The sequence below is a fragment of the Urechidicola sp. KH5 genome, from assembly GCF_054661455.1.
In genome coordinates this window covers 322,757-346,770 of the sequence record NZ_BAAFSW010000001.1, presented here as the reverse complement: position 1 = coordinate 346,770, position 24,014 = coordinate 322,757, and the positions used below count along the sequence as shown (strand labels likewise).

Here is a 24,014-nt window from a genome sequence, read left to right as displayed (position 1 = left end):
TAATATTTAATCAAAAAAGTTCTTTAGCCAAATTTCTGTAGAGACTAATTGCCATATTTTTTTTTCATCATTAGAATGAAGAATAGTATCTAAATTATCATTATTAAAAATACAACGGGTCTTTAAATCATTAACAGTATCATTGGTAAATTCTCTAAGTCTAGAGTTTATCCAATATTTTAATGGTAAAATTAGACCTTTTTTCTTCATTGACATTACTTTTTTTCCTACATATTTTGATGCAACTTGCTTTAAAATATATTTTTGAGTATTCCATTTTAACTTTAATCTTGGAGGAATTCTATAAGCGAGTTCAATAAAGTTGTGGTCTAACAAAGGAAATCTACCTTCAATAGAAAAATGCATTGTAAACTGATCTAAGGTGCGCATTTGATGATTTCCAATATATGATTTAAGGTTGTAATAACTTATTTTATCAAAGCTATTGGCAAAATTCATATCTGAATAGTTATATAAATTAGATAATGTTGAATTTGTTTCGTAATAATTTGATTTAAATAAGGTCTTAATTTCTTTATCGTTAAAGGTAGAGTAATAGTGTGCGTAAAATTCTATCTCATTATCGTAATTGGCAATTGATTTTATGCGATTAAATTTATTATTGATAGTAGACACTCTATTTATTATCGCTCTTTGTGATTTTAAATGATTCCAATATTTTAATTTATTATAAACATCATATCCCCCAAATAATTCATCGCCACCAAGTCCACTTAAAACGACTTTTACATTGTTTTGCCTTGCCATCTGAACTAAGAAATAATTTGCGGAAAGATCATGGTATGGTTCTTCATATGCAATGGCAGTTTTATTTATATGTTTAATTATATCTGCAGAATCTGCGTGGGAAATGATATGATTTAGAGAGTGTAGTTTTGCAGTCTCCATAGCTGGTTCAATTTCGTTTAATTCCTTATAATTATTGAAGCCTAGCGTTAATGCCTTAATATTTGGTTTCATTTTAGAAGCCAATATGGCAATTAATGAAGAGTCAATACCTCCGCTCATAAATGTACCCACTTCTACATCTGCATTAAGTCTTAGTTTTACAGCCTCATACAAAGCTTCATCAATTAATTTTGATGCGACCTTTTCATTTATTTCAAAATCAATTGAATTTGTTGGTATATTCCAATATTTTATTTTCTTTGATTGATTTCTATTAAGATCAATACTTAAATAATGACCAGGTTCAAGAGCATAAATATTTTTAAAACATGTTACTGGTCTTTGGGCAATTGAATATCTAAAGTTTTGTGATAGTCCTTCCCAATTAATTTCTTTTTGATATAATTCTGAATCTATAATAGCCTTTTGGGTGCTAGCAAAAATCAAAAACTCTTTATTTGGATAAAAATAAATTGGTTTTATACCAATTCTATCCCTTGCTATAAAAACTATTTTTTTTCTAAGGTCGTAGATTGCTAACCCAAACATTCCATTAAATTTATGTAATGCCTTTTCTCCCCATTCAATATAAGATTTCAAAACTACTTCTGAATCAGATTGAGACCTAAAGGTATGACCTAAAGAAATTAATTGATTTCTTAATTCCTTATAGTTATACACTTCACCATTAAAAACTATACAATAAGCGTTGGATTCATCTACCATTGGTTGATGACTTTTATTGCTTAAATCAATAATTTTGAGCTGTCTAAACCCAAATCCAATTCTAAACGATTTTTGAAGATTATTTTGAATATGTGAAAATTCTTTAGATATACTATTATCACCAATATAATTATTGATTCGATCATCCACTAGTATATATCCTTCGTCATCTGGCCCTCGGTTTATCATACTTTGAGTCATGTTCACTAAAGCATTGGCATTACATGTTACACTATTAAAATTTATTATCCCAGAAATTCCGCACATTTATTTAATTTTTCAAAATGTTGTTGTATTGATTTGAAAATGAATTAGCAATAGTGTTAATACTATATAATCTTTTTATTTCATTATGCATAGTTTTTGTATCTATTGGAGAATTTAAATTTAGATGATACTGAATAGCATCTAAAAGTGCATCTTCATCTCCTACATCAATAATTTTGCAGTTAAATTTATCTAATTCTCCGGCAATTCCTGTATTTGTAGCTACAACGGGTGTTCCGCATGCAATTGCTTCTGCCAAAACAATTCCAAATGTTTCATAATTACTAAAAGAGACATATAAATCAGCGTTTTGATATATAGCAGCAATATCTTTGTGTTCTTTCCCAGGTTCGAATTGAACAATTTGATCAGTAAGACCGAGGTTTTTTTTATAGGCAAGAAATTCTGTAGGATCTCCATTTCCAATAATCTTAAAAACAAAATCATCCCTCAGTTCAGAAAGTCTTTTAATTACATTTAAAATGCCAAAAATGTTTTTTTGAGGATTATATAAATTAGAAATATGAACTAAAGTGAACTTCGAGTTTCTTTTTATTGTTTTTTTAGGTATGAATATCTTGGTATCAATAACATTTGATATAACCTTATATTTGCCCTTCAAACCAAAGGAAATCATTGCGTTTTCTAATTCATAACTAACTGGACAAACCAAATCTGCTTTTCTAATAATTAATTTGGTAAATAATTTTCGTAATGGTTTAATTTTTTTGTTTAATGGGAATTCATAATCTGTCCAATGTTCACTAACGATATATTTTTTTTTGTAGAAAATTTTATAAAATAGTGCAATAAGTCCAGAAGGGTACGTTACATTAACATGAATAAGATTAAATATCCCAACTTTTCTAATAAGTAGTTTATATATTTTAAAATAAAACCACATTTTTACCAGTGGGTTTGTGAATTTTTTTAAATACCCGATATAAATATTTATATCATCTTTGGTAAATATATTTAGTTCGTAATTTTCTTTAAGAGATTCATCAGTAATTACATGAACAATCGAAACATTTTGAAGAGTAGATATTGCTTGAGCATGTCTAAAAATAAAATCGCCATCAGTAGGTCTAACTCGAGATGGGAGCCAACTACACAAGAATAGAATATGAAGTTTTTTATTCAAAAAAAATATTATTTAAATTTCGTATTATTTATAAATTAAATACTATTATTGAATAGTAAGTAATCCTGTTGTTAGTATGCTCCAAATAAGAATTGCACTTGCCAAATTAATTAAATTAATTTTTAAAATTGGGTTTGTCAAGGATAAATATTTTGGCTTGTATAAAAGAGTTTTTAAACCATTTAAATTATTCAAAGGTGTTGTTCTGCGACACTCTATAAATGGAATAAATTATGACTTACATATTGATGATTGGATTCAATCTCAACTCTATTTTTTAAATGAGTATGAAATGCCTGAAATCAAGGCTTTAGGAAGATTTCTGAATGATGGAGATGTTTTTGTTGATATTGGAGCAAATATTGGTTTATTTACGTTAAATGCGGCAAATTTAGTTGGGGAATTTGGAAGTGTAATAGCTTTTGAACCTTTTAAAATGAATTGGAATTCTCTAAAGAAAAATGTTTTGTTGAATAGGTATACTAATATTAAAATTGAAAATTTCGCAATTGGTGAAAAGAATGGAGAAATATCATTATTCTATGATGATAGTGAAAGTAATTTGGGAATGGTTTCTTTTAAAGAAAAAGGAAACTCAATAAAAGAGAATATTGAATCAATAACATTAGACACTTATATTAAAAATCACTCAATTACTAAAGTAGATTTCATAAAATTGGATATTGAAGGTGGAGAATTTAATGCTTTAAAGGGTATGATTGAAACTTTGAACCGTTTTAAACCAACTTTGTTAATTGAAATTTTGAATGACGAATTTTACAAAGACAACAATGATAGCATTGAAAACTTCTTGAGTAATTTAGGATATAGTAAATTTTTTATTGATGATGAGGGGGATGTAAGTAAAAAACAAAAAGAACTAAAAAGAGAAAACTATATTTTTTCTCAGTGAATTATATGAATTTAAAACATGTGTTTTTTGATTTAGACCACACGCTGTGGGACTTTGAGCGAAATTCTGCTAAAACATTTAAGCATATATTTCAATTAAATAATATTGGTGCAGACATCTCTGAATTTCTAAAGCGTTACGAATCAATAAATTTTGAATATTGGCGTTTATATAGAGTAGATAAAGTTACAAAAGAAGCGCTTAGGTATGGTAGGTTAAAAGATTCTTTCGATGCGATTAATTACACCATATCTGATCAGATGATAGATAAATTGTCGGAAGATTATATTACTTTTCTAGCTGCCTATAATCATGTGTTTGAAGGTACATTTGAGTTGTTAGATTATCTAAAACCAAAGTATCAATTACACATAATTACAAATGGTTTTGAGGAAGTTCAAAATAGAAAGATTGAAAATTCTAATATGACATCTTATTTTAATCAAATCATTACATCTGAACAAGTAGGTGTGAAAAAACCAAATCCTAGGGTGTTTGAATATGCCCTACAAAAGGCCAATGCAAAACCAGAAGAAAGTATTATGATAGGTGATAGTTTTGAAGCTGATATACAAGGGGCTATGAATTGTGGTATTGATGCTATTTTTTTTAATGAACAGAAAAAGAAAGTTGAAGAGGAAATTAAAAGTGTTACCTCCCTCTTGGATATAAAAAAATACTTATAAATATGAAAAAATACCCCTTTAAGTATTTGTATGTGGCTATACTATTTTCTTTTAGTAGTTGCATAAGTGATATTGACTTTGACCAAGTAGATGATATCGCTATTGAAACAGAACATTTAGCTACTTTAGTTTATTTTAACGTAGATGTTAATTCTTTTCTCGATGATCTAGGAAATGAACTTTTAATCAGTTCAGACACATTAGAGCTGCCTATATTTAACGGGCCTTATAATGAAAACTATTTGGTCCAAGTTGATTTTAATTTTGAAGTTTCAAATACTTTCGATCGAGATTTTGAGTATCAATATGAATTTTTAGATGAGTTTTATAACGAGGTGTATGAGTTTTCTCCTGTGATTGTTCCATCGAACATAAATAACTATCAACAAGTACAGACAATCAATAGCGATATAGAAGATGTTTTACAAACTAAATATGTTGTGCTGAATTCAAGATTATACCCAGGAAATACACCTTTATCCTCTGCTGATCCATGGATTATAAACTTTAAATCAGCAGTACGATTATACTATATAGTTACAGTTGAAAATGAATAAACTTAACCCCATTTTAATATTTTGCTTGTTCTTTCTAGGCATAACATATGCTCAAAATCAACAAATTATTTATGATTTTGATGAGGTGCCTCAAACCTTATTACTTAATCCTGGAGCCGATTATAGTCATGATATGTTTATCGGAATACCTTTTCTTTCTGGTTTATCTGGTCATGGAGGGGTAACCAATTTAGATGCTTATGATATATTTTCAGATGATGGTAGAAGTATTAACGACAAAATAAGAGATGTTTTATATCGATTGGAAAACGATGATTCTTTTATTCTAAATGAAAAGATAGACATTTTGCATGCAGGTTTCAGATTGAATGAAAATGATTTTTTGAGTTTTGGATTTTATCAAGAATTCGACTTTTCTTTTTACTATCCAAAAGATTTGATTTTGTTGGGTTATGAAGGTACTTCAAATATAAATACCCCTTATTCTATTAATGGACTCAACTTTAAAACGGATGTAATAGGAGCGTTACATATTGGCGTTTCTCATAAGGTAAATGAAAATTGGACTATAGGAGGTAGGTTTAAAATATATTCTGGGGTAGCTAATGCACAATCTAAGAATAATCAAGGTACATTTTACACCTCTCTCGGTTCAGACAACTTGTATAGACATCATATAGAAAATGTATCGGCGTTAGTTCAGACCTCAGGAATTATTTTAGATGATTATGAGAATATAGACCAATCTTTCTATTTAGGTAGATTATTTGGCTTTAAAAATGCTGGTTTGGGTTTCGATTTTGGTTTTACTCATAAACCAAATGATCAATGGAAAATAACGGCAAGTGTATTAGATGTTGGTTTTATAAAAAATAAAAGTGAAGTTTTAAGTTATAATGCTAGAGGTAGTTATAGTACAGAGGGTTTGGAAATTCAATTTAACCCAGATGAACCAATAGAGTATTGGGATGATTTTGTAGATGAGTTTGAAGCAGATTTGCCTCTAGATTCTATATATACAAATTACAATTCTTATTTACCAATTAAATTGAATTCTTCAATTAAATTTAGTTTTGGGCAAGAGCATTATGAAGATTGTTCAAAAAGTAATAGTGATAGTCCTTATAGAAATGCAATTGGGGCGCAATTATTTATGGTTACTAGACCAAAACAGGATTATTTTGCAGGCACATTTTTCTATGAAAGACGATTTGGACATGCATTTACTACAAAGTTAACCTATACTTTAGATCCGTATTCTTTTAAGAATGTTGGAGTAGGAGTTTCTGCTAAAATTAGTTCGTTTAACTTATATCTGGCGGCAGATAATTTATTGTCACTCCAAAATGTTGCAAAGGCAAACAGTGCATCATTTCAATTGGGAATGAACTTTATTTTTGATAGAAAATTTCCGTAGCTTTATAAAAATTTAAAAAAATCATGCGTAAACAAACATTTTTATCTTTAATTATCGGACTTATTTCATTTAACGTATTAGCACAATCAGAATTGAATGCTTATAAATATGTAGTAGTGCCAATTAGATATGATTTTCAAAAGAAAGATGATGCTTTTCAAGTAAATTCATTGACAAAATTTTTATTCGAGAAAGAAGGTTTTGCTACAGTATTGAGTTCAGACACATTTCCTGATGATCTAAAGGTGAATAATTGTTTGGCTGTTACAGCGAGATTAATTGATGGCTCTAGTATGTTTACTACTAAAATGCATTTTGAATTAGTTGACTGTAATAATAAGGTTGTTTACACTACCAAAGAAGCCAGATCGAAAGAAAAAGATTATAAAAGGGCTTACCATGCTGCTGTAAGAGCTTCTTTGCAGGACTTAAATCAACTTAATTATGCATATGAGTCAGAAACAATAAGTCTGGAACCTTCAGTAACAGCAAAAGTTACCCAGTCATCTGAAGCAACTAGGACAGTTTCAAAAAATGTCAATATAGTTGCAAATAAAAATGAAACACCACCTAATAATTCAACGATGTCTTCTGCAAGTGTTACAGCCCCTGTTATAGTTAAAAAGCCTGAGGTTAAAAAGCAGGTTGACAAAAATGTACTGTATGCCCAAGAAATTGAAAATGGGTATCAGTTAGTAGATAGCACTCCTAAAGTAGTTTATAAAGCCTATGGAACTTCTATTAAAGATGTTTATATTATTAAAGATGGAAACGGTATAATTTATAAAAATGGAACTGTTTGGGTAGCTGAATATTATGAAGGTGACACTTTAATCCAAAAAGAATTGAATATTAAACTGTTGTAAACAGTTTACTCATAACCATATTTTTTCCAACGCTTTTTGAGAGTTTCTCGAAAAGCGTTTTCTCTTGCATTCATACCAGGATCATAAATTTTAGTGCCACTTATTGAGTCTGGTAAATATTCTTGTTCAACAAAATTTTGAGGGTAACTATGAGAGTATTTGTAATCTTTACCATAATCTAATTCCTTCATTAATTTTGTTGGTGCATTTCGCAAATGCAATGGCACTGATAAATCTCCAGTTTGACGCACTAATTGTTGCGCTTTTCCTATTGCTTCATAAGAGGCGTTACTTTTGTTGGAATTAGCAAGATAAACAGCACATTGACTCAATATAATTCTAGCTTCTGGATATCCGATAGTCGTTACTGCTTGAAATGTATTATTTGCCATAATAAGTGCTGTAGGATTGGCATTTCCAATATCTTCAGAAGCAGATATGATCATACGGCGCGCGATAAACTTTACATCTTCTCCTCCTTCTATCATTCTTGCTAACCAATAAACTGCTCCATTTGGGTCTGAACCTCTAATTGACTTGATAAATGCTGAAATTATGTCGTAATGTTGCTCGCCAGTTTTATCATAGCGTGTCATATTTTTTTGAACTCGACTTATAACAAATTCATCGGTAATTTCAACCGGGTCTTCAGCACCCATAACTAACAGCTCAAAAATATTTAAGAGTTTTCTTGCGTCACCTCCTGACATACGCAAAAGCGCATTGGTTTCTTTTAGTTTAATTTTTCGATTAGACAAAATAGTATCAACTTCCATAGCGCGATTTAACAAGGCTATTAAATCTTCTTTTGAGAAAGGTTCTAAAATATACACCTGGCATCTTGAGAGTAGGGCAGGTATAACTTCAAAACTTGGATTTTCTGTTGTCGCACCAATCAAAGTAACCCAACCTTTTTCTACGGCACCTAATAGTGAGTCTTGCTGTGATTTACTAAACCTATGAATCTCATCAATAAATAGTAAAGGGTTTTTGGTAGTAAATAATCCATCACTTTGTTTTGCTTTATTAATGACATCTCGAACCTCTTTTACACCAGAATTAATGGCGCTCAAAGAATAATATGGTCTATCTGTTTCTTTTGATAAAATATTAGCTAACGTTGTTTTTCCAACACCTGGAGGCCCCCAAAAAATTAAAGAAGGTACCATGCCGTTAGCTATTTGTTGCGTTAAATAACCTTGGTCTCCAACAAGGTGTTGCTGACTGATGTATTCATCAAGAGATTTTGGCCTTATACGTTCTGCTAATGGTTCATTCATAGAAGGATAAAATTAATGCTTTTAGGTATTTTGAAATAATCTAACTGACAAAATTTCTGAAATCTTTATTTGGTTTTATATTTGACTAATAGAGGTATGGAAGACTCACAACAATTTAAGTATCACCCTAAGGTAATTCTTGTGCCATTTATGTTGGTTTTTAGTATTTGGCTGGTGTTTTGGTTAGAATTAACGTTTCATTGGGATTTTGCAAAGCACGGTATTTACCCAAAGCGTTTATCGGGTTTACAAGGAGTATTGTTTTCTCCATTTATTCATGGTTCAGTTGAGCATATAGCTAACAACTCAATTCCATTGACTGTATTAACAGCAGGCTTATTTTTCTTTTATAAAGAAATGGCTTTTAGAATTTTGATTGTTGGATGTGTGCTAACGGGATTGTTAACTTGGCTCATAGGTAGACCTTCTTATCATATAGGAGCAAGTGGAGTAGTATACCTGTTATTTAGTTTTATATTTTTTAGTGGGGTTATTAGAAAGCACATTCGATTAATTGCTTTGTCTTTGGTAGTCGTATTTTTATATGGAAGTATGGTGTGGTATGTTATGCCAATTAAAGAAGGTATGTCTTGGGAAGGACATCTCTCTGGATTTATTGTAGGATTTCTTTTTGCTTTAATTTTTAGAAAAAAAGGACCTCAAAAAAAACAAGTTGTCTTCGAACATACCGCGTTTGACGATATGTTTGATGAAAATGGAAATTTTGTTCCAACCGAAGTCGAAAGTAATAAGTAATTACTTTAGGCGCTGTCTTGTGGCTTCATATAAAAGAGCGCCACAGGCCACAGATACATTTAATGATTCAATACTACCTAAAAGAGGTAATTTGGCCTTAGCGTCTACCATTTTAAGTATTGAAGGCTGAATCCCTCTTTGTTCAGAACCCAAGATTAATGCAGTGCCTTTGGTAAAGTCTATATCATAGGCTGTATCTTCTGTTTTTTCTGTTGCAGCCACCAATTGAATTTCTGAAGCTTGCAGTGCAAATAGGGCATCTTTTAAATGATTAACTCTAGAAATGGGAACTTTAAAAGCTGCTCCTGCAGATGTTTTGATAGTTTCGGCATTTAAAGGGGCACTACCTGATGTTTGAATAATAATCCCGTTTACTCCAGTACATTCAGCAGTTCTAATTATTGCTCCAAAATTTCGAACATCGGTAATTTGATCTAATAAAAGAAATAATGGAGTAGAGTTAGCCTCTAATGAATTTTCAATCAATTCATTTAAATCTACAAAAGAAACTGGTGAAATACTTGCTGCCGCTCCTTGATGATTGTTATTCTTAGAAAGATGATTTAGTTTTTCAACTGGTACATAACTAAAAGGAATACTATACTCTTTAATAAGTGCTGTTAATTCAGTATACAAATGGCCTTTTAAATCTTTTTGTAAATAAACCTTTTGTATAGTGGCATTAGCATTAATTGCCTCAATAATGGCTCTTAAACCAAATATTTTTGTAGATGTAATTTCTTCCATGCGGCAAAGGTAGAAATAAAAACTCCTTCATTTTAATAAATGAAGGAGTTTATGAATTAAATTGTTTCGATATTGTTATCTAATTATGATTTTTTCTGTACCAACTTTATTTCCTTGTTCAAGTTTAACAAAGTAGACACCACTTGCTAGTATAGAAGTATCAATAGATTTATTTTCATTAGAATCTAATGATCTATTAATAAACGTTCTGCCTTGCATATCATAAACAGAAATACTAATAGGCTTAGATGAAGATTCTTCCATACTAAAGAATACTCTATCTCCTGCCGGATTTGGCCAAATACTATAACCAGTTAATTCATTATCACCAACTGAAAGTGAATTAGAATCAGCACCAGAAAGAATTAATGAAAATTTTTGTTCATCATCTGTTAATGTTGATCCTTTATGGCTAATGGTAACTGTGTATTGCCCTGAACTAGGAAATGAAATTTCAATTTTTTCAACATTATCAACAGTGTTGTCTCCAGTAGTTGCAAAACCACTGACGTTATTTCGATCTAATTTCCAAGGGAAAAATGTATCAGTGTCTTTAGTAATTCTTAAATCTAGGTCGTTAACTAAGGCCGCTATAGAGCTATTTGTTGACCCTGATTGATCTGTTCCTGGTGGGTCTGTCCAAACCACAGTACATACTAATGGTTCAGAAGCAGTAGTAACCTCAACATTAAAAGAAAAGTTTCCCCCGTTGTTTAAAGTACTTTCTAAAATTACGTCTCCATTATTAAACTCACTTGTAATAAGCTCTGCTGCAGCCTTAGAATTCAATAATCCCCAGCCAAATATAGCATCTGGTCCTGTTATTAAATTGTCATCATCTGCTGTGTGAATTGCAAGTGCTTTTAATGTAGCTGAACGCATATAGCTAGAGTTCAAATTATTATAGTATTCTTGTAATAATAATAAAGAACCTGTGACATTTGGTGCAGACATAGAGGTGCCTGTATATGTAGCATAAGACGTATTATTTGTACCAGTAATTGGAGAATAAACAGAAGTTCCGTCACCTGTAATGTCTGGTTTAATTCTACCATCATCACTAGGTCCTTGACTGCTGCTGGAATTAATAAAAAGACTTAATAAATCTCCAGAACCATTTGGATTAATTACTGGGTTATTTGCATTAGCTATTACCAAATTATTTTTTGCATTGCTAAAAGTAGTTAACTTATCATAATTAGGTGCTAATCCACCAGTATAAGAGTCATTGCCGCTATTTCCAGCAGATGAAACCATTAAATAATAAGGAGCATTGTACATGATATCATCCCACAATCGTGCGTCAGAATTGTAACAACCCATCATCCATGTAGGGGCATTTTGTTGCCCAGAATTATTAAGAACTGGCACTCCATATGAATGATTTGATAATAATAAACCATTATTCGTTGCTTCATCTAATGCTTCTAAATCATCGTTATCCCAATCAAATGATGTAAGTGTTGCTTTCGGAGCCATTCCTTTTGCTTGAGATATAACTCCCTTGGCTATTATTGTACCCGAAACGTGTGTTGAGTGATTACTCTGATCGTTTGAAGCAGAAGAATCTGGAGTGTTTACTCTAGATTGTGATGATTCTGCCCCATAACCTGTAAACTCCTGATGTGTAACAAGGGTTGGTCCACCATCCCAAGTAGCAACGTGCATATTTTCTCCTTCTAAATTTAAATTTAAAGTGCCTGAAGGTTGCAAAAAATCAGTTCGTGTGGCTTGAGCACTACCTGCATTAGCTGTAGCGATAAAAACAGGTTTGTCATTTATTATTGCTTTTAAACTATAATAAACTCCATTACTTGTAAAAGATCTTTTGACCCTAAGATTGTGTTCTAAATACGTTTTGATTTCTTCTTCAAGTAAAGTATTTTTTTCTTTAAGGTCTTGTTTTAATTGTAATATAGCATCTTTATCATAGGAACTAATTATTATGTCCTTTTCAGTTTTAGTTTGTGAAGAACTAACTATACTGAAAAATATGATTGATAAAAATGTTAATTTTTTAATCATAAGAATTGAATTTTAATCTATTTGATGAAAAAAGGAGCACGCGTGCTCCTTTTTTATAAAACTATATATAATATAATTTACTTATATACCCGGAGTCAATGTTACATCAACAGTAAATGGAGATGTAAATAAAGCTTGAGTTAAAGTATATGTAATAACTTGGTCACAAGGAGAAAATACGCCAGTACCTCCAGTTGCCCACGCATCATTACCATCAAAATCAACACTAAAGTCTTCATTAATAGTAATAGTGCCAGAATATACATAAGCACCGCTAAATCCTGAATTACCAGTAGCCCATGCAACAAAATCAGTACCCCAACCTGTAAAAACTGTCCATTGGTTGGTTGTGCCAGGTACAGGAACTAACTCTACAGAATATGCAGGTGCATCATCATCAAATGCTACAACAGCAGCATTATAATCGGTTGTGTTTAATCCATCAAAAGGACAAGATTTGAATAGGTTTAATTCAAATGTATTGTTAAGACCAACAATTACTCCAGCAGAATCTTCTGCAGTTAATACTAATAATGCTCTTTTTCCTTCGATTAAGGCGTTATCAAAATCACCAGTTACAATAAATTCTGTCACTATATCACCTTCGTTAAACATAGTACTAGAAGTAATTTCGAAATCAATACCTTCTTGTGCAGAAGACGAAGGGTCAACAGATATGTCAAAGGCAATATCTGAATCTGCCAAAGCAGTAGAGCTAACTAATATTTTAATTTCATTATCACCTCCATCTTCAACAAATAATGAGCCAGATGAGCTAGTGAAAGAAATTAGAGCATCTCTATTATTCAAGTAATCTGTATTACCTTGATCTCTATCACAAGAAATAAATAATGTGATAGATAGAGCTATCGTAAATAATTTTATAATTTTTTTCATAATGTTATAATAATATTATAGTGGTGTATAAACTGAAACTCCGTTTTCTCCGTATGCTTCGCAATACCAAGAAATTGTAACAACCCCAGTATTTAAATCTACTGAGTTAACGCCTCCATCTAAAGGAATACAAGCTCCCCATTGATCGCTTTGTCCAGTCCAACCAATTTGACCACAGTTTTCTGTAAATTGTACTACAAAGTCTGAAGTACCATATGCAGAACTATATGGTCCATCAGAATAAAGACCACCAGAGAAATCAAATATTTCATATAAACCAGCTTCTTGGTCGATCACTGAAATCTCTACTTCCATAGTATTAGTACTGTATGAAGGCAAAAAATCGTGATAACCATAGGTTGTAGTTACGCTGTAACTCCCTCCAAGATCAGAAATACATTTTTGAACTATATCAAGGGTAAAAGAATTATTAACCATTACCTCATTAACACCACCACCATTAATACTCAATACTAATTGAGAACCTTCTGAAGTTGTACCTTCAAAGATACCTTGAACTTGAATTTCTCCAAAGTACTCTCCTGCAGGAATAACGATATTTGTAAATGGTAAAGAATAATCTACTCCTTCCACTGCAGTTGAACTTTCATCTATAACAACATTAAATATTCTTTCAGTTGAACTTGTATTTGTTGCTCCGATTTGTATTGTAAATACATCGGCATTTGGCGTAACAAAGTAATTTCCAGTAGAACCAGCCGTAAAATAAGTAACTGGTGTTCCATTATAATTATTTGCATCTACTCCATGATCTTCGTCATCACAAGCTGTGAAAACCAATGAAGCAAAGAGTAGAAATATATATTTTAGATTTTTCATTTTATTATTTTTTTATTAATACTCTGGGTTTTGTTGAAACTCAGGATATACATTTATTTCTCCTTGAGGAATAGGCATTTGGAATAAATGATCACCCGCATTTAAATCTGTAAATCCTGGAGGGTAAGGAGTTCCTGTACCATCAAAAAACTCTCCATTACTGGGGTTACGATTAATACTTTCTCCCCATCTTTTAATATCAAATAACCTATGACTTTCAGCAAAAAACTCTAATCTTCTTTCTTTTTTGATAGCATCTAGTAAAGCAGCTCCAGTTTCATTTCCTGATGAGAATGTTGAGTACCTATTAGCTCTAACCATATCAAGAGCATCTAGAGCAGGACCATCTTGATTTAGCATGGCATGAGCCTCAGCTTTATTTAAATAAACCTCAGCTGCCCTTATAAGTTTTGGATCAACAATACCATTATTTTGACCAGCTTCACCAAACATTTTAGTAATAGCGTTGTATAAATTTCCTTCACTATCAGGTAAAATTTGCGTATAAGCTGCTTTACGGACATCGTCGGATTCGTACATATTGAATAAGTCAAATTCCATAACGTATTCTGGTACTATTGCACCTGCATTAGATTGACTCCATTCTACACCAATATTAACACCATCAAGTACTCTATCTTGATCGATTTTCATAATTACACCATCTTCTGAACCATCTACCCATATTTGTGCAAAATTTGAAATTTCTGATACTGGTGTGTTAACTCTATTGGCAGCATTAATTGCATCTTGATAATCTCCATTATAAAGATAAACTCTAGATAATAATGCATTTACTCCATCTCTATTAAAAGCACCTACGCCATTATCTGCACTAATTAATGTTCTAGAAGTTTCTAGTTCAGAAATAATGAAATCATACGTTTCTTCTACCGTTGGTCTTAACTTTCTAATATTAGGATCTAATTCAACAATTACTGGCATTCCTAACGAAGCAGATGCGCCGGCAGATTGAGTTGGTATTTGAGAATATAATCTAACTAAATCAAAATGTGCTAATGCTCTAGCAGTTCTTGCTTGAGCTAAAATGTTAAGAGCACCAGGAACTCCTTGAATATTATCAATATTGTCAATGATAAGATTTGCTCTGTTAACTACTACGTAAGCAGAAGACATTAAGTCCCACGCTACGTTAGGGTTATACCTCCACTCATGAAAAGCTTGATTACTTCTTCTTCCAGCAGGAGCTATAATTACATTGTCTGTTTGAATATCTGGCCTACTTGTAAAACTTCCACCATAGTAAGCACCATTAAGGAAACCAGAATAAACACCGCGCATTGCAGTTTCAAAATCACCAATAGTTTTATAATAACTATCTGGAGATAATGAATCGTTGGGCAATTGATCTAGGTCATCTTCACAAGACTGTAAAGATGTAAACCCAACAACTAAAATAAATATTTTTATAAAATTTTTCATAATCATCTATATCTAATAATTAAAATTTAATATCTACACCAACTGATAAAGACTGAACTTGTGGGTAGCTATATAAGTTATAGTTACCAAAACCTACACCATTGGCAGTTTCGCCACTACCAATACCAACTTCAGGATCTCCATTAAAGTGCGGAGCCCAAGTCCATAAGTTTTGTCCTTGTACAAATAATCTCACTGAATTTAACCCCATGTTTAAATCTTGAATTGGTAAATTATATGCAACAGTTAGGTTTCTTAATCTTACGAAGTCTCCTTTTTGTAACCAGCGGTCACTAGATTGTTGTGCCTCATTTCCATAGATTGGATTAGGTAATACATTGGTATCTCCTGGGTTTTTCCAATAGTTGAATGCATCTACTCTTTGATTAGAATCTACACTTTGTCCGTCACTTAACATGTTAGATTCCATGAAGTTTTGAATATAGTTACCAACTTTATAATAGAAGTCAGCAGATAAATCAAAGCCTTTATACCTAAAGAATATGTTAGCACCTCCATCAAAATCTGCTATTGGCGATTTACCGCTTAATAGTTGATTTGCATTAGAATCATAAACAGAAGTAATATTATTGTTTGAATCATAAAACAAAGGTTGTCCATTTGCTGGATTAATTCCAGCCCATTTTGGAAGATAGTATGAATAAATCTCTTCTCCAACTCTAAGTATATTATCACCAACAATAATATCCTCATCATTAACTAATTTAGTTACTTCATTATCTACAAATGCAATATTACCACCAATAGTTAATAACATATCTTGGTTTTTAATTACATCAGCTGAAAGTTCTATTTCAAGACCTTTGTTTAACATTTCTCCAATGTTACTGAAAATTGAACCATCTGGCTCACCTCCTAAAGCAGGAAGTGGAGCATTTAGCAGTAAATCAGATGTAGTTCTTTGATAATAATCAACTACACCACGGAATCTCCTGTCCCATCCAGTGAATTCAACCCCTACGTTCCAAATAAAGTTCTTTTCGAACCCTAAATCTGGGTTTCCGTTGTCTGTAGGAATTGCTGTTGATTGACCACCTAAACTACCAAATTCTAATGTGGCCAAAGCACCATAAGAAGCTAAACCATTTCTATTACCAGATGTACCTGCAGAAGCTCTTAATTTTAAATCGTTAATAAATCCGTCTTGGTTAAAAAAGTCTTCTTTACTAATATTCCAACCAGCACTAGTAGACCAAAACCATCCGTATCTATTATTTGCTCCGAACACAGATGAACCATCACGTCTTATAGAACCTGTAACAATATATTTTGAGTCATAATTATAATCTAAGAAACCACCATAAGATACAAGAGTATTTTCAAAAAGATTCGTGCTAGCAGCATCAGGTAAAGCAGCTACAGCTTGTACAGATAAGTCTGGATTAGAAAAACCTCTACTTGTTAAACTGTAATTTGTTGTAGTTCTTTCATTATATTCAAATAATGCTGTTAAATTTAAATTGTGTTTCTCAGCAAAAGTATCGTTGTATTCAAATAAGTTTGTAATAGTATAATCTAAAGAGCTAGATCCGTTATCAGTTTTGATACCTGGATTGTCGGCATCACCAACATAACCATCTAGAATAGAACCTGGCTTAATAAAGTATTCCCTTCTAAATCGTGTATTAGTAGCACCTGCTCTAAAAGTATTAGAGAATTTGTCGCTAAATTTAACTCTAGCGCTAAAACCTCCAACAATAATAGTTCTGTATTCATCCTCTGGGTTGTTTATAAGGGCCTCAGAGATTGAGAAACCAGCTCTTGTTGGATTAAATTGAGGTTGTCCATTTTCATCTAAAACCAATTCATTGTTATCATCTACAATGTATTTGGGTTCATATGGGTTGTAATCATACATTGCCCTAAAAGGGTTTTGAACATTGTTTCGATCTCTTGGTTCGTCACTACTTGTTGTAGTAATACTAATGTTTGCAGACATATCTAACCATTCTTTTGGGCTAAAATCAAGGTTCAATCTTGAATTAAGTCTTTCGAAACCAGCAACATCTTTAATTATACCAGTGTTTCTATCATGTCCAGCACTAAAAAAGTATGACATGTTTTCGCTACCACCAGCAACAGAAAAGTTATTTGATTGAATTTCTGATTGTCTGATTAATGTATCAATCCAATCAGTATCTCTTCCCACTAAACGTTCATAATCTTCATTAGATTGAATAGTTGCACCTGGCAAAGAAGCTGCGTTAGAAACACCTAATGCCGATAATTCTCTTTCGTATTGAATTTTTTGAGCGGCATTCATCATTTTAAAATTATCTTTTATTCTTTGACCAATACCATACCTCGAATTAATTGTTATTTCAGCATCTCTATTTCTTTTTCCAGATTTTGTCTTAATTACTACAACACCATTTGCAGCTCTAGATCCATATTTTGATGCAGTAGCGGCATCTTTTAGTACAGACAAACTTTCGATATCATTCGGGTTGATTGAATTCATGTCTGGAGCAACGATACCATCGATTATATAGAGTGGTGCACTAGAAGCGTTAATAGAACCAACTCCTCTAACACGAACAAAGGCCGTTTGACCTGGTTTACCATTTGCAGCAACAACTTGTACACCTGGAGCAATACCTTGTAACATGTTGTCAATAGATACTGTAGATGATAATTTAGTTAATTCTTCTCCAGTAACCACTGCAACGGCAGAAGTTAACTCTTCTTTTTTCTTTGAACCAAAGGCTACAACTACTACTTCATCAAGTACATTGTCTGACTCCATAATAACGTTGATTGAGCTTGAAGCTCCAACAGTTATCTCTTGATTTGCCATACCAACGAAACTGAACTGGAGAACATCTCCTTCACTCGCTTCTATAGCATAGTTTCCGTCAAAATCAGTTTCAGTACCAGTAGTTGTTCCCATTACAATGACGGTAACACCTGGAAGTGGACCTGTATCGTCAGAAACATTACCTGAAATTGTTTTAGTTTGTGCAAAAGAAACCTGCACAGCAAACGCCAAAAACAGCGTTAAAATTCCATTAAACTTTGTTTTCATTATGTAATTATTTGAATTAATTTCGCTCAAAAATCTTAAAATATACTTAATAAACCAACTTTTTAACATAAAAAGAGTTAATTAAGTTAACGAAAACTTAACATATTTTGATAATTCTCCAATAATCTAACCTTTCATTTTCTTTATAGTCAGTCAGTAAGATGAAATTATTCAAGGTCTTGATTGAGTAGAAATTAGTTAGTCATTTTGAATTTTGTGAAACTGTGTTTAGTTAAATAAAAAAAGCCGTTACAAAAGTAACGGCCTTCAATATTCAAATAATTAATTCTTAGTTAATGTCCCACCACATTTTGGTAGTTAAGTTACCAGGATCTGAGGTTACCAAATCTAAGTTTGCTGAATTCGTTTGTGTTTCAGAAAGAGGATAAGGCAATTTAACAGGAATTGAACTAATTACGCCTTCACTAGTTGGAGTTAATACAGGCTGATCTAATCTTCTCCATTCATTCCATGCTTCGAAACCATTCATATATAGTGCTATCCATTTTTGATTACCAATCGATTCGTCCCAATTAGCAGCATCATAAGAGTTGGCAGCTAAATAAGCTGAAATTGCAGCGCTATCTGTAATACCCCATTGTTCCATTGAAGCTGTTACTGCATTGTTGTATGCAGCTTCAGAATCTCCAGAAATTCCAATATTTCTCTCGTAAATTTCGGCTAACAAGAATTCAACTTCAGCATAAACCAACACATGGAATGGCGTAGTTGCTTCTCTCACAGCATCATTTGGTCGAGATGTAGTTGGTTTTAAAGCGGTGGCATCGTTATCAGATAAACCATAAGGCATACCAACATAATCTCCGCCAGAAGCTAATTTTGCAAACATATCTAATCTAGGATCACCTAAATCTTTTAATTCTTCTACAAGTAATTCTGAAATACAGTAGTCATCACGATTACTAATTTGAGGGCTGTAGTTTCTGTATAAAGGATTTGCTCTAGCATCTACATTAGGATAATTAAAATCTGCATTATCCATGTTACTAGTCATTAACCCACCGCTAATTGCTTTATTAATATATGAACTTGCTATTGTAGAATCTACGTCTAACAATCTCGAAGCATATCTTAACATCAAAGAATTAGCAAACTTTTTCCAAGCTGAAACATTACCTCCAAATAAAACCTCTCCTGAAGAGAAAGAAGCTTTTGAAGTATTTAATCCTGTGGCTGCCGCATCAAGAGTTTCTAGAATACCTATATAAATTTCTTGTTGAGAATCATATTTTGGTAAACTAACATCGCTTAACGCTTCTGAATAAGGAACATCTCCAAAACCGTCGGTTAATACGCCAAATACCTGAGCTTCCATAATATCTATTATGTATTGTTGGTTCGCTTTGATACCTTCATCAATATCTAACGCTGCAACTAAATCACTAGCAGCTTGAAGTTCTTTAAGAACATCTGTATACAAGAATCCCCAAGTACCATTGAAACTAGTTACATCATAGTTATATCTAGAATCTTCTGTATACTCATTTTGAGCCCATTGTTGTACCATTAACAAACCGAAATCTGCATTTAAAGAGGTGCCATTCAAGCGATCATAAAATCTATACTGCGCTGTGGTTAATAATGTACTCGCAGGTACAGATGTTGCTGAATTTGGATCATCATTCATGTCTCCAAAATCGCTACAACTTACTATCATTAGTGCTGATAGTGCTGTGAATATATAAAATTTTACTTTTTTCATTTTATCCATTTTTAAAATTTAGTTGAAATACTAAAACCTAATGATCTCTGTGATGGAACTTGCGCGTTTTCTAAACCTTGAGTGTTTCCAGATCCAGTAACAATTTGTGGATCAATGTATGGAACGTCAGCAGATAGAATCGCTAAGTTTCTACCAAAGAAACTAACATTTAAAGTTTCCAAGAAAGTTTTATCTAAAACTTTTGGTGAGAACGCATAGCTTACTCTTAAATCTCTAAATTTCAAGTAGCTTGCATCATATACATTTGGAGCAGCTTTTCTCCAATGAGTTTGGTAGTATGTTTGAGGATCAACTCTTAAATCATTCACTGATCCATCTTCTCTTACACCTGGTAAAACCATTCCGTTTGCACGAGTATCAGACTCTCCATTGAATCTTACAGTTTCTGGGTGCATACCTGAGTATTTAGACCATTGTAAAGAAGTAGAGTGAATAACACCACCTACTTGGAAATCAAATAAAGCAGCTAAAGTAATGTTCTTGTATGTGAAAGAAGTATTGAATCCACCTACCCAGTCAGCAATAGCAGAACCTAAATACACTCTGTCGTCAGTAAATAAGTACATACCATCATCTCCAACAACTTTGTTTCCATTATCATCTCGGATAAAGTCTTGTCCATACAATGCCATATAAGGTTGGCCTTCTTGAATTCTTAAATCAGCAGCCCAAGTTCCTCCCATATTAATACTTTCTACAACAGAGTTGCCATCTTCATCTTTTAACAACTCAACAACCTCATTGTTTTGGTTTGTTAAATTAAGTCCAACATTCCATTGGAAATTCTCTGTTTGAATTGGCGTACCATTTAATTGGAATTCGAAACCGTAGTTTCTCATAGATCCAGCATTCACAATAGCAGATGAGTAACCTGTTGTTGTAGATGTAGAAACAGGGAAAATTTGATCATCTGTTGTTCTGTCATAATAAGCAGCATCTAGAGATAATCTACCACTAAACAATTTTACGAAGAACCCAAATTCATACTCTGTAGTTAATTCATTTGTTAATATTGGGTTATTTCTAGAGTTAGGAACATCATAAATTGGATTACCATCAAAATTAGGAGTAATTGGATTATATACATCATATAACCTGTATGGACCAGCATCGTTTCCTGCTTGAGCAATACTTGCTCTAATTTTAGCAAAGTTTAAAATGCTGTTTCCTTTTAATGCAGGTAATTCTGTTAAAGCAAAACTCACAGAAGCAGCAGGGTAGAAATAGCTATTATCATTCTCTGGTAATGTAGAAGACCAGTCGTTTCTAGCTGTTAAGTCTAAGAATAACATATCTTTCCAATCAAGAGAAGCTGACGCGAAAATACTATTAATAGATCTGTTAGCCTCATAAGTGTCCGTTGATGGATCTTGAGCAGAATTTGCAATGTTAAAGAATTTATCAATTACTAATCCTCCATTTGCAGTAGTAGTTAATCTTTTTTGAGATTGAATCATAGCGTTACCTCCAACGATTGCTGATAAACCGAAGTCATCACCAAAATCCGTGTTGTAGTTAATTCTACCTTCAAAGTTAGATTCTTGGAATTTTCTTTCTGTTTCTGTATAGTCAGAACCATTTACAGATCCTAAAGGAACTCCTTCTCTAAGTGAAAACTGGTACCAGTCTGTACCTGCTCTACCCGAAATACTTAATTTATCTGTGATTTGATATGATAATGCAATGTTACCATATAATCTATTCTTTAAATCTTCTTGCAAGTAATTGTTTCTTACCCAATAAGGATTGTCAAAATAGTTAGGGTCGAAGTTAACGCCAGTTAAGTTGTCAGATCCATCTTTAGTAATACCTTTAATATTCCAAGTGTACTGAGAACCATCACTTAAGTATTGTTGTTCTTCTAATCTCTTAACATCTAATTGTGTTTGCCACCATTGCGTGAAAGCTTGCATAGGATTTGTATTGTCATATCCTGTAGCATTTCTGTTTTCTGCATCAGTTTGAACATAATTAGCATTAAATTCTGCTTTGAATTTGTCTGTTAAGTTGTAAGAGCTGCTCATGTTGAAAGAATTTCTTCTTAATGCTGCATTAGGAGTAGTACCTGTTTGGTAAAGGTTCGTATAACCCAGTCTGAAAGCACCTTGATCATTACCACCTGAAATAGCAACATTATTCGTTAAAGTTAAGCCAGTATTAAAGAATTCTTCGTAAGAATTTTCTGGAGCAACCCAAGGTCTAACTTCTTTATAATTCGGAGAGTTTGGATCCCAAGAATCCCAGTGTCTAACCATCATGTTAGGATCGTATTTTGGTCCCCAAGAACCATCTTTTGCATAGTTAGGTGCAAAATACTCAACACCATCTTGAAAAAATCTGTTAAAACCTGATGGATGTGAACTGTAAATTGAACCTCCACCATATTCTTGCTGCATAGGGATTAAATTGATAACATCGTCAAAAGTTACCGAAGTTTCAAAAGTAACACCTAAACCTTTTTGAGCTTTACCAGTTTTAGTGGTAATTAAAATAACACCATTCGCACCTCGTGATCCATAGATAGCAGTTGCAGCAGCGCCTTTTAATACAGACATTGTTTCGATATTAGCCGGATCAATATCAGCAGCTCCATCACCATAGTCGTAAGCACCACCACCAAATCCTCTTTGTTGAGAACTTGAAGCATAGTTGGCATTATTAATAGGTACACCATCAACAACAAATAAAGGCTGGTTGTTTCCTAAAAAAGAGTTTGCACCTCTAATTGTAATTCTCGCAGAACCACCAATTGCAGAAGGAGATCCTTGAATTTGTACACCAGCTACTTGACCTTGTAATGCGTTAACAATGTTTACTTCTTTCGCTTGGCTAATTTGTTCGCCTTCAACTTTCTGAACTGCGTAACCAATAGCTTTTTCTTGTTTCGAAATACCTAATGCAGTTACAATAACTTCATCAAGCATATTGTCAGATTCTAGAACAACATTAATCTCGTTGCTTTCACCTACACTAATTTCTTGAGAAGCCATTCCAACAAAACTAAACTGAAGAACATCTCCAGAAGCAGCTTCGATAGAGTACTTTCCATCAAAATCAGTCTCTGTACCATTATTGGTACCTTTAACTACAATACTAACACCTGGTAACGGACCTGTTTCATCAGTCACATTTCCAGTGATAGTTTTTGTTTGCGCAAATGATATTTGCGCAATTAACGCTAGGACAAGCGTTAAAATTCCATTAAACTTTGTTTTCATCATATATATATTTGAATAAATTACGGCCAAAAATCCTAAATTAATGTTAAACAAAAAATTTTTAAGAGTTAAAAATGTTAAAATTATTAACAATTGGTAACTGTGTTAAGAATTTTAAGAATATTTAAATTATTTAACAAAATATTGAATATTATTTAATAATTTGTTTTTAGATTATTTTAACATATTTAAAGTGTTTATCCCGCTATTTTTAAAAGTTTTAAATGTGTAAAATACTTATTTCATTTATATTAAGCTCTTTGATGTATTGAATATATTTTAACATATTAAGATATTTATTAGAAGATATTCTATGGTGTAATATGTTTTAACTTGAATTTAGGCTTCGTAATAAGTTAAATAAATAAATAAATATCAATTAAAAGTTAAATATTGTAAGTTTTAATTTGAGAATACGTCAGCATTTTGCTTTTTTAGATGAATAATTTGGAATATTTAGTTATAAGTGTTTAATGTAAAGGTCATAATTAATTTTGGTTTCAATGTTCAGATTTGATTTTGCCTCAATTTTTAAAGGAATAGAATATTTAGTAATTTTTTATGGAAGTTTT

The 24,014-nt window shown here is 32.2% G+C and carries 17 protein-coding genes; 6 read left to right on the top strand and 11 right to left on the bottom strand.

Annotated elements, in window-relative coordinates:
- Positions 1-6: 6 nt before the first annotated feature.
- Positions 7-1,902, bottom strand: a complete 1,896-nt coding sequence (gene asnB / locus ACYQ5R_RS01640; protein WP_460189162.1) for an asparagine synthase (glutamine-hydrolyzing) — start codon at positions 1,900-1,902, stop codon at positions 7-9.
- A 4-nt stretch (positions 1,903-1,906) separates the two neighbouring features.
- Positions 1,907-3,046, bottom strand: coding sequence for a glycosyltransferase family 4 protein (locus ACYQ5R_RS01635; RefSeq protein ID WP_460189161.1), 1,140 nt, complete (start codon positions 3,044-3,046; stop codon positions 1,907-1,909).
- 157 nt (positions 3,047-3,203) lie between these two features.
- On the opposite strand from ACYQ5R_RS01635, the gene ACYQ5R_RS01630 reads away from it, so the two are divergent.
- From ACYQ5R_RS01630 to ACYQ5R_RS01610, 5 genes are read left to right on the top strand one after another with little or no spacing between them, the layout of a single operon-like run.
- Entirely contained in the window at positions 3,204-3,959 is a 756-nt protein-coding gene (locus ACYQ5R_RS01630) for an FkbM family methyltransferase (protein ID WP_460189160.1), read from the top strand.
- 5 nt (positions 3,960-3,964) lie between these two features.
- The gene (locus ACYQ5R_RS01625) at positions 3,965-4,645 is read left to right on the top strand and encodes a YjjG family noncanonical pyrimidine nucleotidase (protein ID WP_460189159.1); all 681 of its coding nucleotides are present in this window, start codon (positions 3,965-3,967) and stop codon (positions 4,643-4,645) included.
- 2 nt (positions 4,646-4,647) lie between these two features.
- Positions 4,648-5,202, top strand: coding sequence for a hypothetical protein (locus tag ACYQ5R_RS01620; protein WP_460189158.1), 555 nt, complete (start codon positions 4,648-4,650; stop codon positions 5,200-5,202).
- Positions 5,195-6,580, top strand: coding sequence for a DUF5723 family protein (locus ACYQ5R_RS01615; protein WP_460189157.1), 1,386 nt, complete (start codon positions 5,195-5,197; stop codon positions 6,578-6,580). The genes ACYQ5R_RS01620 and ACYQ5R_RS01615 overlap by 8 nt, the downstream gene beginning before the upstream one ends.
- A 23-nt stretch (positions 6,581-6,603) precedes the next feature.
- Complete coding sequence (locus ACYQ5R_RS01610) at positions 6,604-7,446, top strand: hypothetical protein (protein WP_460189156.1); 843 nt, start codon at positions 6,604-6,606, stop codon at positions 7,444-7,446.
- A gap of 5 nt (positions 7,447-7,451) precedes the next feature.
- Here ACYQ5R_RS01610 and ACYQ5R_RS01605 read toward each other — a convergent pair whose 3' ends face one another.
- Positions 7,452-8,726 (bottom strand): replication-associated recombination protein A, encoded by a 1,275-nt coding sequence (locus ACYQ5R_RS01605; protein ID WP_460189155.1) that lies wholly within the window; start codon positions 8,724-8,726, stop codon positions 7,452-7,454.
- A gap of 96 nt (positions 8,727-8,822) precedes the next feature.
- Between ACYQ5R_RS01605 and ACYQ5R_RS01600 the strand changes: the two genes are divergently transcribed.
- A complete protein-coding gene (locus ACYQ5R_RS01600) occupies positions 8,823-9,482 on the top strand; it encodes a rhomboid family intramembrane serine protease (RefSeq protein ID WP_460189154.1) in 660 nt (219 codons plus the stop codon).
- Here ACYQ5R_RS01600 and rlmB read toward each other — a convergent pair whose 3' ends face one another.
- From rlmB to ACYQ5R_RS01560, 8 genes are all read right to left on the bottom strand, one after another.
- Positions 9,483-10,229 carry a 23S rRNA (guanosine(2251)-2'-O)-methyltransferase RlmB gene (rlmB, locus tag ACYQ5R_RS01595; protein ID WP_460189153.1) on the bottom strand — a complete coding sequence of 249 codons (747 nt, stop codon included), beginning with the start codon at positions 10,227-10,229 and terminating at the stop codon, positions 9,483-9,485. It lies immediately after the preceding gene.
- 75 nt (positions 10,230-10,304) lie between these two features.
- Positions 10,305-12,254, bottom strand: coding sequence for a S8 family serine peptidase (locus tag ACYQ5R_RS01590; protein ID WP_460189152.1), 1,950 nt, complete (start codon positions 12,252-12,254; stop codon positions 10,305-10,307).
- 81 nt (positions 12,255-12,335) lie between these two features.
- Positions 12,336-13,151 (bottom strand): hypothetical protein, encoded by an 816-nt coding sequence (locus tag ACYQ5R_RS01585; RefSeq protein ID WP_460189151.1) that lies wholly within the window; start codon positions 13,149-13,151, stop codon positions 12,336-12,338.
- Positions 13,152-13,166: 15 nt separating this feature from the next.
- Positions 13,167-13,991: a hypothetical protein gene (locus ACYQ5R_RS01580; RefSeq protein ID WP_460189150.1), complete on the bottom strand. Its 825-nt coding sequence runs from the start codon at positions 13,989-13,991 to the stop codon at positions 13,167-13,169.
- Positions 13,992-14,006: 15 nt separating this feature from the next.
- Positions 14,007-15,434 carry a RagB/SusD family nutrient uptake outer membrane protein gene (locus ACYQ5R_RS01575; RefSeq protein WP_460189149.1) on the bottom strand — a complete coding sequence of 476 codons (1,428 nt, stop codon included), beginning with the start codon at positions 15,432-15,434 and terminating at the stop codon, positions 14,007-14,009.
- A gap of 19 nt (positions 15,435-15,453) precedes the next feature.
- A complete protein-coding gene (locus tag ACYQ5R_RS01570) occupies positions 15,454-18,480 on the bottom strand; it encodes a SusC/RagA family TonB-linked outer membrane protein (protein WP_460189148.1) in 3,027 nt (1,008 codons plus the stop codon).
- 289 nt (positions 18,481-18,769) lie between these two features.
- Positions 18,770-20,203: a SusD/RagB family nutrient-binding outer membrane lipoprotein gene (locus ACYQ5R_RS01565; RefSeq protein ID WP_460189147.1), complete on the bottom strand. Its 1,434-nt coding sequence runs from the start codon at positions 20,201-20,203 to the stop codon at positions 18,770-18,772.
- An 11-nt stretch (positions 20,204-20,214) separates the two neighbouring features.
- Complete coding sequence (locus tag ACYQ5R_RS01560; RefSeq protein WP_460189146.1) at positions 20,215-23,442, bottom strand: SusC/RagA family TonB-linked outer membrane protein; 3,228 nt, start codon at positions 23,440-23,442, stop codon at positions 20,215-20,217.
- Positions 23,443-24,014: the final 572 nt, after the last annotated feature.